At 39.3% G+C, this 19,698-nt stretch carries 14 protein-coding genes; 2 read left to right on the top strand and 12 right to left on the bottom strand.

What is annotated here, in order from left to right:
- Nucleotides 1-15: 15 nt before the first annotated feature.
- Genes JYB62_RS13360 through JYB62_RS13350 form a run of 3 tightly spaced genes read right to left on the bottom strand, consistent with a single transcriptional unit; the run spans nucleotide 16 to nucleotide 5,689 of the window.
- Nucleotides 16-2,181 carry a hypothetical protein gene (locus tag JYB62_RS13360; protein WP_205645928.1) on the bottom strand — a complete coding sequence of 722 codons (2,166 nt, stop codon included), beginning with the start codon at nucleotides 2,179-2,181 and terminating at the stop codon, nucleotides 16-18.
- 36 nt (nucleotides 2,182-2,217) lie between these two features.
- Nucleotides 2,218-4,161, bottom strand: coding sequence for an adenylate/guanylate cyclase domain-containing protein (locus JYB62_RS13355; protein ID WP_205645927.1), 1,944 nt, complete (start codon nucleotides 4,159-4,161; stop codon nucleotides 2,218-2,220).
- Complete coding sequence (locus tag JYB62_RS13350) at nucleotides 4,148-5,689, bottom strand: FAD-dependent oxidoreductase (protein ID WP_205645926.1); 1,542 nt, start codon at nucleotides 5,687-5,689, stop codon at nucleotides 4,148-4,150. Before JYB62_RS13350 ends, JYB62_RS13355 begins: the two co-directional genes overlap by 14 nt.
- Before the next feature lie 365 nt (nucleotides 5,690-6,054).
- Between JYB62_RS13350 and JYB62_RS13345 the strand changes: the two genes are divergently transcribed.
- Complete coding sequence (locus tag JYB62_RS13345; RefSeq protein WP_205645925.1) at nucleotides 6,055-9,090, top strand: glycoside hydrolase; 3,036 nt, start codon at nucleotides 6,055-6,057, stop codon at nucleotides 9,088-9,090.
- A 100-nt stretch (nucleotides 9,091-9,190) separates the two neighbouring features.
- On the opposite strand, the gene JYB62_RS13340 is transcribed toward JYB62_RS13345, so the two are convergent.
- The 9 genes from JYB62_RS13340 to JYB62_RS13300 all read right to left on the bottom strand — a co-directional run bounded on the left by JYB62_RS13340 (nucleotide 9,191) and on the right by JYB62_RS13300 (nucleotide 15,768).
- Nucleotides 9,191-9,721 (bottom strand): VOC family protein, encoded by a 531-nt coding sequence (locus JYB62_RS13340; RefSeq protein WP_205645924.1) that lies wholly within the window; start codon nucleotides 9,719-9,721, stop codon nucleotides 9,191-9,193.
- Nucleotides 9,722-9,859: 138 nt separating this feature from the next.
- Entirely contained in the window at nucleotides 9,860-10,606 is a 747-nt protein-coding gene (locus tag JYB62_RS13335; protein ID WP_205645923.1) for a DUF6090 family protein, read from the bottom strand.
- Between the two features lie 65 nt (nucleotides 10,607-10,671).
- Nucleotides 10,672-11,415: a DUF6090 family protein gene (locus JYB62_RS13330; protein ID WP_205645922.1), complete on the bottom strand. Its 744-nt coding sequence runs from the start codon at nucleotides 11,413-11,415 to the stop codon at nucleotides 10,672-10,674.
- 7 nt (nucleotides 11,416-11,422) lie between these two features.
- On the bottom strand, nucleotides 11,423-12,121 hold the full coding sequence (locus JYB62_RS13325; protein ID WP_205645921.1) for a DUF6090 family protein: 699 nt from the start codon (nucleotides 12,119-12,121) through the stop codon (nucleotides 11,423-11,425).
- Complete coding sequence (locus tag JYB62_RS13320; RefSeq protein WP_205645920.1) at nucleotides 12,118-12,816, bottom strand: DUF6090 family protein; 699 nt, start codon at nucleotides 12,814-12,816, stop codon at nucleotides 12,118-12,120. The genes JYB62_RS13325 and JYB62_RS13320 overlap by 4 nt, the downstream gene beginning before the upstream one ends.
- The gene (locus JYB62_RS13315) at nucleotides 12,813-13,538 is read right to left on the bottom strand and encodes a DUF6090 family protein (protein WP_205645919.1); all 726 of its coding nucleotides are present in this window, start codon (nucleotides 13,536-13,538) and stop codon (nucleotides 12,813-12,815) included. The genes JYB62_RS13320 and JYB62_RS13315 overlap by 4 nt, the downstream gene beginning before the upstream one ends.
- Nucleotides 13,539-13,546: 8 nt before the next feature.
- Nucleotides 13,547-14,257, bottom strand: a complete 711-nt coding sequence (locus tag JYB62_RS13310) for a DUF6090 family protein (RefSeq protein WP_205645918.1) — start codon at nucleotides 14,255-14,257, stop codon at nucleotides 13,547-13,549.
- Between the two features lie 38 nt (nucleotides 14,258-14,295).
- On the bottom strand, nucleotides 14,296-14,991 hold the full coding sequence (locus tag JYB62_RS13305) for a DUF6090 family protein (protein ID WP_205645917.1): 696 nt from the start codon (nucleotides 14,989-14,991) through the stop codon (nucleotides 14,296-14,298).
- A gap of 36 nt (nucleotides 14,992-15,027) precedes the next feature.
- Entirely contained in the window at nucleotides 15,028-15,768 is a 741-nt protein-coding gene (locus tag JYB62_RS13300; protein WP_205645916.1) for a DUF6090 family protein, read from the bottom strand.
- Nucleotides 15,769-16,022: 254 nt separating this feature from the next.
- On the opposite strand from JYB62_RS13300, the gene JYB62_RS13295 reads away from it, so the two are divergent.
- Nucleotides 16,023-19,316 (top strand): VPS10 domain-containing protein, encoded by a 3,294-nt coding sequence (locus tag JYB62_RS13295; protein WP_205645915.1) that lies wholly within the window; start codon nucleotides 16,023-16,025, stop codon nucleotides 19,314-19,316.
- Nucleotides 19,317-19,698 lie beyond the last annotated feature (382 nt).

The following is a 19,698-nucleotide window of genomic DNA, read 5'->3' as shown; positions in this document are numbered from 1 at the left end:
ATATAAAACAAAGGATTACTCATACTTTTTAGCCCAAGCCAGAATCAATTCTCTTTGGGATTGGCTCAACTCCCTGGACCTTCCCATATATAGCACGTCATTCCAAAGGCTTGGATTTGTACGTTGTTTGACCAAGCCAGCCATGATGCCATTCTCCCATGCTTCTTTCGTGAAAGGATGGATTTCCGCCATAATGGGATAAACCACATCATAAAGTTTGAAAACCTCCTCGTACATGACTTCAAAAGTTGGAGGTGCATATTCCGGATGGTTTGGATTGGTGTATTTTTCGTAATCTTTCTTCGGATAAACCCGCAGGGTAGCAAAACTTCCAGTGTCCATGATGGTATAATTGGAAGTGGTGAATGTGGGGATTACATCGTCAGGATATTGACCTTTGTATACAAAATAATAAACCGCTGTGTTTTTAATTTTGATTTGATTGGATACCAAATTGACGATGTCTTTGTCAGCAACCAGTTGGGTCCATACATTATCAGGTCCTTTTAGTGGATCATTGGCGGCTTCCGGAACAATGTATTCTGCAATATAAATCTCTATGGGTTGAACGACCGGTTTACCTCTTTGGAAAATCCTTAATCTACAAGGTTGCTTCTGCTCTGAGAAAGACATATAGCCCTCGTCCGGATCGTCTCCTTCTTCCCCATACAGACCCTTTTCGTCAGTCAGTATCATGTAGGTAGACTCTTTTAAAATAAGTTTTTCGGAGCCTTCACTTACGGTATACACATAGATATACTCGTTTTCTATGGTATCAATGGTAGCTGGATCTGTGATCACAAAATCAAATAAACAGCCCTGGCCAAATACTTTGGAAAGGGGATTGTTAATCGGGTCAACCTCAATGGATGCAAATTCTGTAGACGAATCCGGTCCGGTCCTAAAGCTTAATGTGCCCAAGTTCAAAGTATCAAAGGTTGCTTCCCCTCTCTTTGCTGGCTGAACTTTGTCAACCTGAAACGGAGGATCCATCAATTCCGGCCAGCTATTACCCATGTCCACTGAGAAGATGGATAAGGTTTCAGAAAGTTTACGGTGAGAGGCAATTGCAGGCGTCATTTGAACAGGGATCTCAGCATTGTTACCCGTATTGATAAAAATGGGCTGGGTATTCAATGCAATCAAATTTCTACCCGAAACGGCTGATTTCATATCATCTTCATACCATGGGGAAATGCTTCCTACCGTAGTGGCTTGGGCAGGGTTCCTGATGATTCTTTCGGGCTGATAGAGTTCTGGATCATATCTGTTTTCAAATACCTCGAAGGTGGTAAATGAAACGAAAACTCCCTTTAAAGCCCTTCCATCATAATTATTCTGAGATTCGAAAAATGAGATCAGTTTACTCTGTTCTGAGTCTGGGATGGAATCCATTGGAATGCTCGAAACCCATCTGGCAGAGCCCGCCATGGCTGGAAGCCAATTGACCACCCGCCAACTTCCATAAATCATTGCTGAAAATCGGAAGGGTTTGCCTTGGAGAAATACTTGATCTGGTTCAGTCTCTTTAAATAAATTGACGGAAGAGCAAAAGATATTCGCATAAATACTTTGGCTTGAGATGGTTTCCGCAATCACGGCAGTACTAATTCCACTATCAGGCTTCGTGTCTAGGTTAAATGCACATGTGAGTAATTCTCCAATTTCTTTGGTTTGGGAAGGGTTGTTTTCTGTCCAGGTATTGACTTTGCCTCCTTGATAGGTTTGGACACCAGATACTTTGGTGTCTAACATTTTCACGCTCATGTCCCCATACATATTCCAGTAGCCCGGCGGATTTCCTATCAAGACGGCTCCTTCCACATTTCCCAAGTCTTTGTCGGCCGCTTCATAATAAGGGTTATAGGCTGCATCCTTTGCTTTGGGATCTTTGCCTAATGGAGTTCTACACCATTTCCGGAGTTTGTCAATCGTATCGATAGGCTCGATTTCCATGTACCAATACCCATTGTCAGCATCATGGATGATCTTGGGGTCAATTGCTGATTGTACCTGTTTAGGAATAATTGGATCAGAAAAGTATAACCTTGGTGGCAAAAAAGCTTTCGACCTTGTTTGGTCATACATGGTTAAAGGGAAATAATAAGAATTATTAATAGTAGGTACATTGATGTCAATTTTCCCACTAAAATGAATCCTTGGAAAGTCAAAAAGTCCCATAAAATTTTAAGTTTCTTACTAGTGATGCATGGTGTTTTATAATCTTTCGGCAAAGTACATGTCGATTATTCCTTTGTTTTTAGCCTCGATTTTACCTCGATAGGTACATTTAAATTCTTCCTTGACGTAGTTATAGGTAGCCTCAGAAATATTTACTTTTCCAATTTCCCCTGAGCTTTCCATTCTACTGGCTAGGTTTACGGTATCTCCCCAAATGTCATAGGCAAACTTTTTTATCCCGACGATACCTGCTACTACGGGTCCGGTATGAATTCCAATTCTCATTTCAAAGGGAGATTCCCCATTTGCTATTTTTCGTTTTTTGTAGGTAGTCAGGTATTCCTGAATTTCTAACCCTGCATTGACCACGTCCCTGGCATGAGTTTGATTAGGAATAGGTAAGCCACCGGCTGCCATATAGGAATCTCCGATAGTTTTTATTTTTTCTACATTGTATTTGCCCATGATTTTATCAAAAGCGGAGAAACACTCGTTAATTTCTTTGACCAAATCGGAGGGGGTCATGGTTTCTGACAGGTGGGTAAAGTCCTGAATGTCAGCAAAAATTACCGTTACTTCTGAAATTAGTTTTGCTTTGGCTTTTCCCGTATTTTTTAATTCTTCTGCAGTTTCTGCAGGTAAAATATTCAGAAGTAATTCATCACTTCTTTGTCGCTGATATTCTGCTTCATTTTTCTGTCTTACCACCTCTGCAGTTCTTTCATGGACTTTTTCCTCCAATTCCAGATTGACCTTTAATTGAAGCTTTTCATTTTCCTCTAATTGAGCGATGATCTTTTTCTGATTGAGTTCATTCTCTTTTTTAAGAATATTGATCTGGTCTGCTAAAGCGAATGACAACAACAGAACCTCAGACATATGACCAATAAAGATGGAATGGGTGGTGAAAAAATTACCTGAAATGACTCCGTTTATGGTTAAAATATATACAACAACCAGAACCAGAAATATGGACCAGCCAATGAGGTAATATTTTGCGCTTTGAATTCCTCGGGTGTAGCTGATTATCGCGACTACAATAAAGTAAATACAAGTGATTAAGCTTAGTAATTGCGATAAACCCAGCCCTATAGGATAGGCAGGGGTAAAGTTCATGATGGAAATCAACCCGTAAGCAATGATGGTGCTTATTCCAATATAATAGATGACTTTTTGCTCCTTGGTGATGCGAAGAAAATTCATCGTAAAAACCGTGATAATGATATTGGTAATACAAATCAAGAAGCCCAATCTAATATTCAGTATGGGATGGTTTGGCCATAAAAACTGGAAGGAATAACCTTGTAATCCCATGTAAAAAATAACCGAACCCAGGATATACAATAGGTAATATAGATATCTTCTTTCCCTTATTGAGAAGTAAACAAATAAGTTATATAAGAAGGCGAAGAGGATGGTGCCAGCATAAAGGCCCCAAAACAAATTGTGTTCTTGATTATTTTGAGAGAAGACTTTATAAGTCGAGATTTCTATCGGTAAAAGAAGAGGGAATTTACTATGAACTTTTAAATAAATAGAACTCTTGGTGCCGGGGGTAACCGGTAATTTAAATTGGAAATTTTCTGACTGAATGGGTCTGTTTTTAAAGGGAGTGAGAAAGCTACCCTCGAAATGGTTGGTGACTCCTCCATCCGAAATGATATACACTACAATTTCCTCAAGAAGTGCATCGTCTAATGTTAGGTAAATTTCCTCCTCCGTTTGACTTTCGATGTCAAATCTGACCCATGCATTAAAACTGAGGTTTGCCAGGTTTAGAATTTTGGCATTGCTCCTTTCAAAAGATAGATCCTGAACTTCGTCAATGGTCAATGAATTAGTGGAATCCACATAGTATTCAAGCTGAGGACCTAAAGTCACGCCTTCATTATCCCCAATTTTGATGAGAGATTGAGCTATCAAAGAACTGATAGCACTAAAGAATAAAACAAGACCCAATACTGTTTTAATAAGCTTCATATTCAATAGCGCAATTTTTGAATAACGTGACTTGATCTGGGTCCTCAATGAAATCAGGCCCTATGGATTGTTGATACCAAAAGAAATTATCTGGATCGTACTTTTTCTTAATTTGAACTAGTTGGTTGTAATACTTGCCCCAATAGGCAGTTCTGAAATCTTCTTGTCCTCTGTATGGGTAGTTTTGATAGGAGCGACCACTTGCCAGGGGTTTCATAAATTCAAACAGATCATTGACCCATTTTTCACTAGCTCCTCTATCATGGGTTTCTTTATTGAAAAAAGCCTCTGTAAAGAAATCCATGGTGACATTTCTATGAATAAATGCACAGTTGTCTTCAGGAATTAAACTTACGTTTCCCCCGTAGGCTTCCATGTCAATCATGGTGTATTGATTTGGCGCATGTTTGTAGAAGTATTTGAGAATATCATACCAGTGATCGTAGCCTAATGGCTTATCGATATAGGTACTTCTGCTAAATGCCATTACATCTTCAGGTATATCAGGAGTGCCTTCCAAAACCAGGTTGTTGACCTTGGAATACTTTCCTTGATAGGAATCCATGGAAAATCCGGGGATATCCAATAAGGGTTTTAAAGCATCCATGAAATCTTTTTCAGATCCTATCCAAGTCGCACAGAAAAAGACCATTTTCTCCTTATTGTCATTACTTGAAATGATCGTTTCAATCCCAAGCTGGGGGAGTTTACCAGGTTTTAGAAAGGATTCTTGAATCGTAAATAGGACCTTGGCAGCAACAGCAGGATCTTTCTCAATGGGCCATCTCATTTGAACTCCAAAAATGGTTTCAAGTGGGTGGAGCTTCAGTTTTGTATTTAATAAGACTCCAAAATTTCCACCGGTCCCTCCTCTGATTGCCCAAAACAAGTCCTTATTTTTTTCTTCGTTTGCGACGACGATTTTTCCATCAGCCAGCATTACGGTGACCTCCTTTACATTATCACATCCCATTCCGTACATTCTAGAGGTAATGCTATAACCTCCTCCCATCATAAATCCTGAGGGGCATACGGTAGGACAATCTCCTGTAGGAGTATGAAGGTTATATTGTTCGATCTTGGGATAGAGATCTCCGAAATTTGCTCCGGATTCTACATTGGCTATTAATTGATCTATGTCCACATGGATAGACTTCATCAGGCTCAAATCAATCACCATTCCATCACAAACAGAAAAACAAGCCAAACTATGCCCACTTGACCTAATAGCAACCTGAAGATTTTCTGATTTTGCAAAAGCCAAACATTCCCTAATGTCTGTGAATGAAAGTGAATAGACAATTAGTTTTGGATAAGTCGGATAGAGATCATCAAACTCCTGTCGGTCTTTATTGTACCCCTTGGTCCATGGATAAACCACTTTTCCATGAAGTTGCTCTTCCAGTTTGGCTAGTTTGTTCAATGCTAATTTATAGCTGGAAGGGATTTTTTTTGAAGCCTTTTTGCTCCTTAAAAAATTCAGGGACTTGGCCTTTTTCTCTTGCAAAGGTGTCAATCGGTGGCTCATCAGTTTACTAAGTATTGGTAAAAAAAAGTTATTGTTTCAATGTAAGAATTTAGATCAATTAATGAATGCTTGGGTCTTGATTTTATCCAATGCTCAATAAAAAAATTATAGAAATTATCTATTTTAAAAATAGGTCAACTTACTATTTAATTAATTAAAAGCCAGTTTATTTGAATATGAGGTTCTTCCCGACCATAGGAGATGAGTTTTCTTTTATTGAATTAATCTGAATTAGGTTTGAAATATATTAATATCTTGAAATAGATTTTTAACAAAAGGAAGACGTTCTATTGGATAGGCTAGTAGCTCGCTTTCTACAGCATAGTTTTTTTCTTACTAATTATAGGTTAAACCAATCTTCGCAAATGTTTAAATTTCAACAACTCCGATTTCTATTAGTAGGGATTCTTATTTTTTCTCTCCCCCCGCTTTACGGACAAGTCCCTTCCTCTCAGTATCAAAATCTTGACTATCGTATGATTGGGCCGTTTAGGGCAAGCAGGACAGTAGGAGGTGTAGGTATCCCTTCACAACCGAATGTTTTTTTTATGGGAGTCAACAATGGAGGGGTTTGGAAAACGGATGATTATGGAAGGACTTGGGACCCCATTTTTGATGATGCTCCTACAGGCTCGGTTGGGGATATTGCTGTAGCTCCCAGCGATCCTTCGGTTTTGTATGTTGGTAGTGGAGAAGGATTACACAGGCCTGATTTAGGAGTAGGGGATGGTATATTCAAAAGTATAGATGGAGGAAAAACTTGGATCCATATCGGACTGAATGATATCCAGCAAGTAGGTAGATTAATCGTGCATCCAACTGACCCTGACATTGTTTTTGTCGCAGGATTAGGTCACCCTTATGGGCCAAACGAACAAAGAGGGGTGTTTAAGACGGAAGATGGTGGAGAGACTTGGGAAAAAGTGCTCTATATCAATGAGAATACAGGTGCAATTCAGGTGGAATTTGACCCCAATAATCCAGCAATTTTGTTTGCAGATATGTGGGAGCATCAGGAAGGCCCTTGGGAAAATGCAGCTTTTTCAGGTCCCAATAGTGGGCTATATAAAAGTACAGATGGAGGGGAAACTTGGCGAAAGATTACCAAAGGGCTACCAGGAGCCGATCAAGGCTTAGGTAGAATTGGGGTAGGTATTGCTCCAAGTAACTCCAGTATTATGTTTGCTACCGTAGATGCCCGGGAAAATGGTGGTATTTATAAAAGCGTAGACGGAGGAGAAAGCTGGTCTTTGATTCATCAAGATCGGAGGCTTTGGGGTCGAGGAGGGGATTTTGCAGAAATTAAAGTTCACCCGAAAGATCCAAATCGAATCTATGTAGCCAATATTGCCTCTTATACCTCTGCTGATGGTGGAAAAACCTGGTCTTCTCTGAAAGGTGCACCGGGAGGTGATGATTACCATAGAATCTGGATCAACCCAATAAATCCGGACATCATGCTTTTTGTGGCGGACCAAGGGGCAGTTATTACTGTGAATGCTGGTCGAACTTGGAGCTCTTGGTACAACCAACCTACCACCCAGCTTTATCATGTCACTACCGATCATGCATTTCCTTATTGGGTTTATGGTGGTCAGCAAGAAAGCGGTGCCATCGGAGTTGCCAGCCGTGGAAATGGGGGACAAATTAGTTTTAGAGAATTTATGGGAGTGGGAGCGGATGAATATGCTTACGTAGCACCTGACCCAAAGAATCCTGATATTATTTATGGAGGGCGTGTGATGCGTTTTGATAAACGGACAGGTCAATCTACCAATGTTGCTCCGGAAGCCTTGCGTTCAGGTGATTACCGATTTGTAAGGACCATGCCTTTACTTTTCCATCCTGCTGATGATTCGATGCTTCTTTTTGGCACCAATGTATTATGGAAAACCACCAACGAAGGTCAAAGCTGGGAAATCATAAGTCCTGACCTGACCTACGAGCAACCGGAGGTTCCATCTAGCGTAGGCCATTACAAGACTCTTGAAATGGAAACGATGGCAAGAAGGGGAGTGATTTATGCCGTTGGACCTTCTCCTTTGAATGTAGATATCATTTGGGCGGGAACCGATGATGGACGTGTGCATTTGACTACCAATGGAGGCAAAGACTGGAAAGAAGTTACTCCTCTTACGATGAGTTCTTGGGATAAGGTATCCCAGATCGATGCAAGTCATTTTGATGAAAAGACCGCATATTTAGCCATTAATGCCATCCGTAAGGATGACATGGTTCCTTACATTTATCGGACTAGGGATGGTGGAGAAACCTGGGATTTGATCACGAATGGACTGAATCCAAATGGTCCCGTGAACGTAGTTCGTGAAGATCCTGTCACAGAAGGGTTATTATATGCTGGGACAGAACGGGAAGTGTATTTTTCAATAAATGATGGGGAATATTGGCAATCCCTTAGGAATAATATGCCAGCTACCTCTATTCGAGATTTGGTGATCCATGAAAATGACCTAGTCGTTGGAACACATGGCCGATCTGCTTGGATTTTAGATAACATAGCTCCCTTGAGAGAGTTGGCAAAATCTAAGGAAGGGTCAGCTTATTTGTACTCCCCTTCTGATAGCTATCGGGTAAGATGGAATATGTTTTCGGACACACCACTTCCTCCTGAAGAGCCCACCGGTCAAAACCCTCCAGATGGAGCAATTTTGGATTATCAACTCAATCAGTCGGCTCAACAAGTAAAATTGGAAATTCTGGATGAACAAGGGGAGTTAATTAGAACCTTTTCAAGTGATCAGGAACCGGAAGAAATAGACAGCACTGCTTTGCCTCATCCTACCTATTGGATCAGGCCAGAGGAAAAAGTAGGTGTTTCTCAGGGACACCATCGATTCATATGGGATTTAAAGTATGAAGCTCCTAGAGGTTCCAAGAGAGAGTATTCAATTGCTGCAGTTTACAAAAACACGCCGAGTGCACCACAAGGACCTTTTGTGAGGCCTGGAACTTACCGTGTACGATTGGCAGTGGATGGTGAGGTCTTTGAAAAACCATTAACGATCAAAATGGATCCCCGGGTAACTATTTCGGAGGAAGCCTTACAAATGCAAACGGAATTGAGCAAAACTTGCTATGACAGTTACCATGAATTGCAGGCGATTATTGAAGCGATAGATGCTTATTCCAAGCCAAGTGAAAGGCAATTAACACTCAGAGGTATTGGAAGGGCAGGAAATCCTGATATCCTATATGGGAGTATTCGTGAGACAGATCCGTCCGATGAAACTTTGGTGGACCTTCAGCAAAAGTTTCTGTTTATGATGAATCTGATTCAGTCAGCGGATGTTCAGCCCACTCAACAAACCATTCAAGCAGTAAACTCTTTAAAGGAGAGTTTGGAGAAAATCAAATTACGTTGGAATGAGGTGAAAGAATAGTTTGGGCGGATAGTTTTGTTTTGCCCATCTAGCATTTTAATGAAGAGTACTATTTATATTCTAGCAGTTTTAGGCTAGTGCTTAATAGGTTTTTAAGGAGTTAAATTCCTCCGGAGATAAGTTGGAGTAGCTCTATGGTCTCTCCGTCAGGTCCTGTGAAAAACATGGTTTTGGCTGTCACGCCCTCTATTTCAACCAAAGATAAAGGTCGTGAAAGTATTCCACCTGCTTCTTCCACACGCTTTCCTGCTGTTTCTATATCTTTCACTTCGACGCATACATGGAGATAATTTGCCGAACTGTTTTCAGGTTTAAATTCAGGGTTTTCGCCAACTTCTAGTACAAAACCTTGCCCAGGAAATCTGAAAAATGCCAAATTGATGTCAGATTCCGTGGACATTCCATCTTCAGTAGTTCTTTTTAATTTTTTGACATGTTTTGCAACTTCCAAATCGAATGCAGCAGTGTAGAATGCAATACACCGATCCATATCAGCAACGCTTAGGTATACATGATTAAACCGAGACAAAAGCTGAACTTCATCCGATTTGGTCTGGCATCCAACAAAAGCCAGCAATACCAATAAAAGATAAGCTCGTCTACATAAATAAACTGGCATTTGATTTTTCATATTTTTTCACTTTCTAATTCGGGTATCCTTTTTCTTTGGGGGTGCTAAGGGTTGGTTTCTTTCTTTTTGTAGCTTTTAAAGCTTTAAAATTTTATTTTGAAAACTAGAATTATAGAAAAATAATGAGGCTCAGATATTTTATTTCTCTAGTTCTAAATCAATCATTTGAATAATTTCTTTTGCTTGTTCTATTAAATCTCGAGTTTCAGCATTTGTTCGTTCTATATTAAGGGCACGCATTCTCAGATGATTAAGGAAGGTTTTGTCCTTCAATAAACCAGAATAATCACTTTCTAGAGGGGGTCTCGGGAAGGATTCTGGAGCAGCTTCACCACCAAAGAATGATACTACTTCAACTTCTGTGACAAGATCATCGATGACTACATACTTCGTCAAAGTTTGATAATAAAGTCCGTGAAATAGATTAACCGCAAAGATTTCTTCCTCTGTCATATCTTCTATGTATCCAGGCCAGGCGATTAGGCGGGCTTTTATTGTTTCATTTTTTATCAGGTTGACCTTACCTGAAGTAAATAGCAGTTCAATGGTTCCCATTTTATTATTGAAAGTTGGAACGCTAAATGTGAGTCCAAGCAAGCTATCCAACTCATTTTTTGGTAATTCTGTGGCATTTGAAAAATTTAAAATACCTCTTGTTCCATAAAGTATGGACTCCCTAATTACATTCAAAAACTCGAATTCGCTGATAGTGTTCTCTAGATCTTTTTTGACGCTTTTAAGTATTTCATCTTCTTCCTTCTCCTCTAATCGGTTTTCATTCCAATTGTTCAGCGCAAAGGCTCCAAGAATACCAATTGTAATCACCAGGATTTCTAAGATGTATTCTGGCCATTTATCTTTGAGGGCGCTGAAGATTCGTTTCATTTTGTAAGAATCATTGATTTAAAGAATAGGTAGATTTTGTGAATTTTTCGATATTAATTGTTGGCTTAATTTGATGTGTTGTTGCAATGACTTTCCAAAACAGGTTTAATAGCTACGATTTTAGAAATTATGGATTCATAATGTTTGATATTTCGATAATTCACCGCCATTAATAAGGAAGCGATATGTTTTAATTCCTGGTTTTGGGATAAGGTTAAGGGATTTTTATCCAAAAATTCTTTTCGTACCACTGTGGTATCTATGGCCTCTTCCAAGAATGAATTATCAATAAATCCAATCTTATAAAAGTCATCAATTTCAAACACCTCATTCAAACCTAGCTGCCCATTATTGGCAATATTGGCTGCAAGTCCCTTTACCTCTTGAAAATAGGCTCCAAGTTTATCCAATATTGCTTGGTCAGTAAAATTATTTAGATTTCCACTGGACTTGATATCATCATATCCTGCAGAAATGGGGTTGAACTGATAGGTGATTTTTGCGGTGGATTCCAGCATGAGTTGGATAATTTTTTCTTTGTTTGGATTAGTACTTAGGAGTTCAGCAAGCATTTCGTTACTACTTTTTAATCTGAGTCCACTATCCTTGAGCAAACCGGAAACCTGTACTTCATCTTGATTTAAATCCGCCAAAAAGCGACAGTAATAATCATTTACAATTCTCTTATTGTTGACATTTTCATTCCAATTATTCAGCGCAAATGCCCCCAAAATACCGATCGTAATGACCAGAATCTCTAGGATATATTCTGGCCATTTTTCTTTGAGGATGGAAAGGATTCTTTTCATTGGTTGATTATTCGTTTAACTCCTGATCTATCATAGCAATCACCTGATTTATCTCTTCAATTGCATCCCCATAAATTTCTATTCCTGCTTTTCGATACCTGATAATTGTGCTCAGGATGTTTTGAAATTCTTGACTTTGTTTGATGGCTTCAAAATCGTTTGGTCTAGCACTTGGAAAAGATGCTTCATTCACTCTTCTAATATTTTTGGAAGAGTAGGGCATAAAGACCGATTCATAATAAGACCATTCCACATGGTCATAATCATCTTCTACAAAAATTAAGATTCCGTCGTAAAGATTTACAATGGAATTTCGAAGTGCTTTATTCTCTATGAGATCTATACCCTGCGACTTTAGGGATTGATAGGCTGAAGATATTGCATATGGGCTTTTCCAGCCGCCTAATGATGCAAAACAACTATCGAGTTCGATTGAATAAGGTTGATTTTCATGAATATAATATTCAATCCTTTCTGCATTACGGATGGTTTGGGCATTGAATACAGTGTCCTTTTCAAATTTTTTGATGGTATTGATGAGATCCTCTCGAATGTTGGATAACAGTATTCTTTCTTCTCGCTCACTCAATCGATTTTCATTCCAGTTATTCAGCGCAAAGGCGCCTAAAATACCAATCGTAATCACCAGAATCTCCAAGATATATTCTGGCCATTTTTCTTTGAGTATAGAGAGGATTCTTTTCATTTCGCGAGTTCTTCTTCTACCAATTCTAAAATATTTTTCATTTGGTCTAAGGCTAATTTTTGAAGCCTGATCCAGTCGGACAATAGGAAGTATTTATTTACTGCCAGATTTTTGAACTGCGGAGAGTTTACTGTTTCTAGTTGCTCATCTGTCAAACTATAAGGAAGATCCCGTGAAACTGAGAAGATGATTACATTTAGGTTGTTTTGATTTACAAATGGACTGATTTCATTTACCCAGTATTGATTTAGAAAATTTTCAGAGTTTTCGATTTGATTAACCGTTAGCTTTAGTTTTCTAGATGGGTCAAGGATCTCCAGCTGATTTTTAAACAGATTTGAGGTTAGTAATTCATTCAGGACAGATATCTCAGGTACCGAAGGGGGAAAAGATAAGACATCCAATATGCATCTTCCTGCTTCATCCTTTTCCAATCCGACATTCGATTGTATGAAAGCATCCAATCGGTTCATTATCGGTTCATTTTTGGTAGTAATTCGGTCCTCTAAAAAAGCAATGTTGTCGGTTAGCTCATTTCGGTATGAATTGAGCATTTCCTTCCTTGAGTAGGTCTCTTTTCGATTTTCATTCCAATTATTTAGTGCAAAGGCACCCAAGATACCGATGGTAATCACTAGAATCTCCAGAATATATTCCGGCCATTTTTCTTTCAGGATATGGAGGATTCTCTTCATGAAACTTTCTTTTTGATCAAAATACGAAGGGCATAATTTCTACTTTCTAGTTCTTCAAAAAACTCCATGGTTTCTTCAGCTTTAAGATTTGCTTCAAAAAGCACCTGTCCAAAATCATCCTGAAAGATTACTTGAGAGAATTGATCTAGATCTAAAGGGGATTTATTTTCTTTCTCATTATCAAAAAGAAAATCAGGATTTAATGCTAGGTTTTTTGCTAAATAGGGCCTAACGGTTTCTTTGACAACATTGTCATATTGTAAATAAGAGTTGTCAACTCTTGCTAGGAATTGATAGTAGTCGAGAATTTCATTTCTAATTTCATCATCCATTACTTGGGTGCCGATATTTGGATGATTGCTAAGGGTAATAGAATGGTATCTAATCGAACCTCTGATTAATTGTGGATTTTCAATTTCAGAAAACGAAAGTATTCCTTTTCGTGCCAGATAGAGTTGCTTGTGGGTTTGAATTACAGCAAATAAATCCGATTCATAATCCATGAGCAGTACTGTATCCGCCATTAGGTCAACCACAAAATTTGTCAATAATTCATTTTGGGCGACTTCTTCTTTCCTGTTTTCATTCCAGTTATTTACCTGGAGTGCAATTAAAATACCGATTACAACTAGAAGTATTTCTCCTATAGCATAGGCTAGATACCGAGTAACGGAGTTGGTCTTTAGGAGTTTTTGGCGGATTTTTCTAAAAAATGCGATCATAGATCAGCTTAATGTTTTGCAGGGTCAATGGAAAGTTCTTTTTCTAACATTTTTATCAAAAATGATTGTTCTTTAAGGAGTTCATCAAACCGATCCTTATTCCATTTATTAGTGGATTTAGAAAGGGCTAAAAGCTTTAGAAATTCATGGTCTCTTATGAAATAAGGGGAAGATATATTTCTATAAAGGACAATTTCACCGTTTTCTTCCTTTGCAAGATAATTGCCTTTGTATTCCTCAGAAATTTTCACCATTTCTTGTTGGGTGGAGGTTAATTTCCATTCTATTAGTTCCTCGTACCTTGGAATAGCGAAGTCAAAATACCTCATTAGGGTATTTCGTAGTGAATCATTCCTGATTTTATCCAATCCATTGGCTTTGAGTCCTTCATATGGCCCTTCGTTTATTTGAAAAGTCAGCCCCCATGTTAATCTTTCAAAATAATATTTCAGATTATTAGGATTTGGGTCAAGACCCAAAAGCATTTGATCAAAGTATTTGATGCTTGAATCTACAGTTGCTATTCTATAGCCAATCGTGTGATTTCGAATATATGATGCATCATTGATCAGAGATCGGTATATCTCATTCAGCATTTTTTGTTCATAAATCCGATCTTTTCTGTCCTCATTCCAAGTATTGATGCTTAAAGCAATCAGGATTCCGATAACAACTAGTATTATCTCACCCAAAGCATATTTAAAGTACTTGGTATTCATATTATCTCGTCTGAATTTGCGAAGGAAGTTGAGCATAATTATTCTTCTAATTCTTTTTTTAAAAGCTTCAATACACTGTTCTGCTCGGGGATAAAATTGTTAAACATATTTAACTCAAGTCGAGCTCGAGCTCTAATATCATCTAGTAAGAGAAGGAATTCAGGTTTTTGTAAAAGGTCTGATGGAAATTTTGTTAGTATAAATCTTTCTCCATTTCTGTTTTCAATAAATGGGGGAGATTGGAATGCAAAGAATCGATCTGTTTGATCCTTGTAATCTTGATCGTAATACTTCACTATTTCTTCATGGCGGGGATATTCAAAATCATACAAGTTGATGAGTTCTTTTCGCAAAACCTCATTTCTGATCTTATCAACACCGGTAGCTTTCAATGCTTCGTAGGGTCCGGGATTATATCGATATAAGATGCCTGTAGCCAAATTATATGACCTCTGGTTTGGTTGATCATACATGGAGTCTACAAAAGTTGCCTTTTGCTCTATGAGCGTTAGCATGACCTCAACTGATGAATCCAGTCTTTCTAATCGTGCGATACAACGATTAAAATAGTCGATATCGTTCTCAAGCGCCAATTGTATTTCTGCAAGCATTTTCTTCTCAAACTTTCTTTCCTTTCTATTTTCGCTCCAATTGTTGATGCTTAAAGCAATCAGGATTCCGATAACAACTAGTATTATCTCACCCAAAGCATATTTAAAGTACTTGGTATTCATATTTTTTCGTCTGAGATTACGGAGGAAGTTGAGCATCTACTTATTTAATTCGTCATATATTTTTCCCAGTAAAAAATTTAGTTCCTCAATTACCGCATTGGTGTGCTGGATTGTCCATGAGGTTCTCCTCTGCGCATTTCTGAGTACTTCTAGAAATATAGGGTTATATATAATGGATGGATCTGGGATTGGCCGATCAATGATTACCTCGTCATCTACCAGCTCATAGGTCATGTTGTCCATTAGTTGGGCTAGGCGGTCATCATCAAGTTCAACTCTATCTTGAGCCGTTTGAATCAAATCTCTATTTCTTGGAAAAATAAAGTCATAAAAGCGAACGATCTGGTACCTCAGGGAATCATTGCTAATCTTTTCTACACCAATAGATTTAAGGCTCTCATAGGGGCCTAAGTTCATTCGAAAATTTTGCCCATATGCTAACCTTGACCAATGGTATCTCAAGGAGTCAGTGTCTCTATTCACTTTTTTAAGTAGGTCGCTGAAATAGTCAATCGCGTCTAATTCTGCTTGATTTCGATTTCCCAATAAGTGGTTTTCAATATAATTAAGGTCAGCTCTAAGAGTGCTTTGAAGTTCACCAAGCATTTTAACTTCAAAATCTCGTGCTTTTTTCTGATCGTTCCAGTTATTGATACTCAATGCGATCAATATACCAATTACGACCAGCACAATTTCGCCCACAGCGTACAACATGTATCGGGTCAGACGATTTTGCTGAAGAAGTTTCTGGCGGATTTTTCTAAAAAATGAGATCATTCAAACTGGGTGAGTTTCGCTTTCGTTGAAGTTAAGAATTTCTAGCATTTGTTTTTGTATCCTGCAGATTATCGGATAACTAATACTAGGGAATTGGTGGGAATTAGCACCATTTTTTGGTATCCAAAGTGAAATTTGCGATCCCCAATGATTGCTACCCATTTTGGTTCAGGCTGGCCTTTTGGGTAGAGAAACCTGCTATTTTCTAAGAATTTTTATAACTTCCTCTATACTACTGACCTAAGTAACTTCTTATGCTACAAAAAACCATCGCTTTTTCGCTGTTGCTTCTACTACTTACCGGTTCTGCTTTTTTCGCAGTAGCTCAAAAAAAGGAAGATGATAAACCTGCCATTTATAAAACCAATTGGAATAGTCTTTCCTTCAGATCTATAGGACCTGCTTTCACTTCGGGCAGGATCGCTGATTTTGCTGTAAACCCAGACAATCCAAGTGAATTTTATGTGGGCGTTGCCGCAGGAGGGGTTTGGAAAACCACCAACAAAGGGCTCAATTTTGATCCGGTATTTGAAGCTGAGGGCTCTTACTCCATCGGGGTGGTGGAGATGGATCCCAATAACCATAACGTCATCTGGGTTGGAACAGGAGAAAACAATAACCAGCGAAGTGTAGCCTATGGGGATGGGATTTATAAAAGTAAGGATGGAGGAAAAAGCTGGGAGCATAAGGGGCTCAAAAACTCAGAGCACATTGGGATGATTGCCATTGATCCGAACAATTCAGATGTGGTATATGTAGCGGCTGCTGGTCCGCTTTGGAGTGCTGGAGGTGATCGCGGATTATATAAAACGATAGATGGAGGAGATACTTGGACAAAGATTTTGGATATCAATGAGCATACAGGCATTCATGAGGTGCATCTCGACCCTAGAAACCCCAATGTGATTTATGCAGTGGCGCACCAAAGGAGACGCCATGTGTTTACCTACATCAGTGGTGGACCCGAATCCTCTGTTTACAAGTCAACAGACGGAGGAGAGAATTTTCGTAAGATTGTCAATGGACTTCCGAGTGGTGATTTAGGACGAATTGGACTGGATATTTCTCCTGCTAATCCAGACGTGATCTATGCCATAGTGGAAGCACAGGAAGATAAAGGTGGGTTTTATAAATCCACAGACCTTGGGGAATCCTGGGTGCGTCAAAGTGACTTTACAACCAGTGGACTCTATTACCAAGAGGTGATAGCAGATCCGGTAGATGTAGAGCTTGTCTATGTGATGGATACCTATGCAGCCGTTTCTGAAGATGGAGGTAAGGCATTCAAAAATGTTGGTGAGAAGAACAAGCACATCGATAATCATGCGCTGTGGATTGATCCTAAGAACCCAAATTATTTACTGAATGGAAATGATGGGGGAGTTTACGAGTCATGGGATCGAGGAAAAACTTGGCGTTTCTTCCCAAATCTTCCAGTGACACAGTTTTATAAGCTAGGAGTAAGCAATGACTATCCCTTCTATTTTGTTTATGGAGGAACACAGGACAATTTCACATTCGGTGGACCTTCTCAAACGACTGAAACTACTGGAATCAGCAATCGCAATTGGTTCGTGACGACCTTGGGTGATGGTTTTGAACCACATGTGGATCCTGAAAACCCAGATATTATTTACAGTCAATCGCAGTATGGTAACCTGGCCAGATTTGACAGGAAAACCGGTCAGACAAAGAACATTGTACCACAGCCTTTGGATGGAGACTATTCCTATACCTGGAATTGGGATGCACCTTTACTTGTCAGTAGTCACGACCACAAACGTTTGTACTATGCTTCTGATCGAGTACATCGAAGTGATGATATGGGCGAGAGCTGGCGTGAAGTGAGTGGTGATCTGACTAGAGGAATAGATCGAAACAAGCTAGAAGTAATGGGCAAGGTATGGCCTATGGATGCAGTGGCAAAGCATGCATCGACTACACCTTATGGTAACATTGTGGCCATCGCAGAATCTCCAATTGATCAGAATTTACTTTACGCTGGTACAGACGACGGGTTGATTCATGTGTCCACAGACGGAGGAGAGAGCTGGACACGCTACAGTTCATTTCCAGGCGTGCCTGACATGACCTATGTGAATGAAATCATCGCTTCTGCTCATGATAAGAATACCGTTTATGCGGCATTTAATAATCACAAACAAGGTGATTTTAAACCCTATATCTTGAAAAGCACGGATATGGGAAAAAGCTGGACAACCATTAAAGCTAATCTGCCCGAAAAAGGATCCGTTTATGCTATTGCAGAAGACCCTGTAGCTGCAAACTTATTATTTGTTGGTACTGAGTTTGGGTGTTATACTTCGCTCGATGGTGGACAATATTGGCAAAAGCTATCAAAAGGACTACCCACCATCGCTGTACGAGACATTAACATTCAGGAAAGAGAAAAGGACCTGGTATTGGGTACATTTGGTAGGGGGTTTTATATCCTGGATGATTACTCCGCATTGCGCGAATTATCCAATGAGCTTTTAGAAAAAGAAGCACATATTTTCCCCGTTTCGGAAGCATTGCAGTACGAGCCATATAGTCCCATTGCTGCAAGTAAAACCATCTCTTGGTTAGGGCCAAAAGGATTTCAGGGTGAGACCTACTATTTAGGTGAAAACCCCCCATTTGGAGCTGCTTTTACTTATTTTCTGAAGGAGAAATACCCTACGCTTGAAAGTGAGCGAAAGAAAACTGAAGAAGAGAAAAGGAAAGCCGGTGAGACTGTTTACTATCCTAGCTACGAGCAGCTAAAAGCTGAGCAAGACGAAGAAAAACCCTTCCTGATTTTCACCATTAAAGATGTAAATGGTGAGGTGGTCAATGAGATTAGGAGCGGTGCGACTGAAGGAATTAATCGAGTATACTGGGATTTAACGTATCCTGCTATCGATCAAGTGAATCCTAGTCTCGCAGATCCCATGAAGGACCTCCCTTCAGGAATTATGGTGCTGCCTGGAACCTATACTGTGGAGCTAGCAAAGAGTATTAATGGTGAAATAACTCCACTCACAGAAGCGGTATCCTTCGAAGTAAAAACCTTGGATAACCAAACCGTCCCGATGTCAGATCCCGCAGCTATGCTCGCTTTTCATCAGGAACTAATGGAGCTTTCCAAATCAGCAAATGGTGCGAGAAATTCTTATAATCAATTGCGTGAAGCATTGAAATATTACCAGGCAGCTGCAAGAGTAGTGAAAAGTGCCTCTCTGGATGAAAAAATTGATGCCATGGAAAATGTATTGGATGAGATTGAGCTGACCATGTTTGGGGATCCAATCAAAAGAGAACTAGAAATCGATCAGGCGCCATCGCTAAGTAGTCGGGTGAATACAGCAATTTATTCCGGATCTACCAGTTTAACCGACCCCACTACTACGTCTAAAGAGGTAAAAAGAATTGCAGAGAACTATTTGAATCCAGTCATTGCAAGTCTGAAGCAACTGATAGAGGTTGATGTACCGGCCATCAATGCGGAGCTTGACGCAAATCAAGCCCCATGGACACCAGGAAGAGTTTTAGAGATCAAGAACTAGGGGTAGATTCTTGAATTTCGTTTCGCTCAATAAGCAATGGGGGCACTGGAAAAGATACCTGAATTCCGCTTTGCTCCGACAGGAATGACGTCTTAGTTCAACAATTTCGAAATCAATAACACTGAGAATATAGTCAATATAAACCAGCCGATAAATCCTAGAATAATGGAGAGCAAATAAGTCACTGGATTTTCTTCGAGGAGTTTTCTGACGGGTTTCCCAGAAAAATTGAATCATAAATGGGTAAGAAATGAATTAAAGGTCAACTAGTTGCATAGCTTTAAGTAAGTTAAGGGAAAGTATGGATATAACTTGATGCTGGATTTTTGAGGCCTTATGGATTTAAGGGTTCTGATTTTGATATGGTGTTTCTTCCGAAATT

It is taken from the genome of Algoriphagus lutimaris, from assembly GCF_017051705.1.
GTDB lineage: Bacteria > Bacteroidota > Bacteroidia > Cytophagales > Cyclobacteriaceae > Algoriphagus > Algoriphagus lutimaris.
Note: the sequence above shows the minus strand (reverse complement) of the source record. Positions and strands in the feature narration are given on the sequence as shown.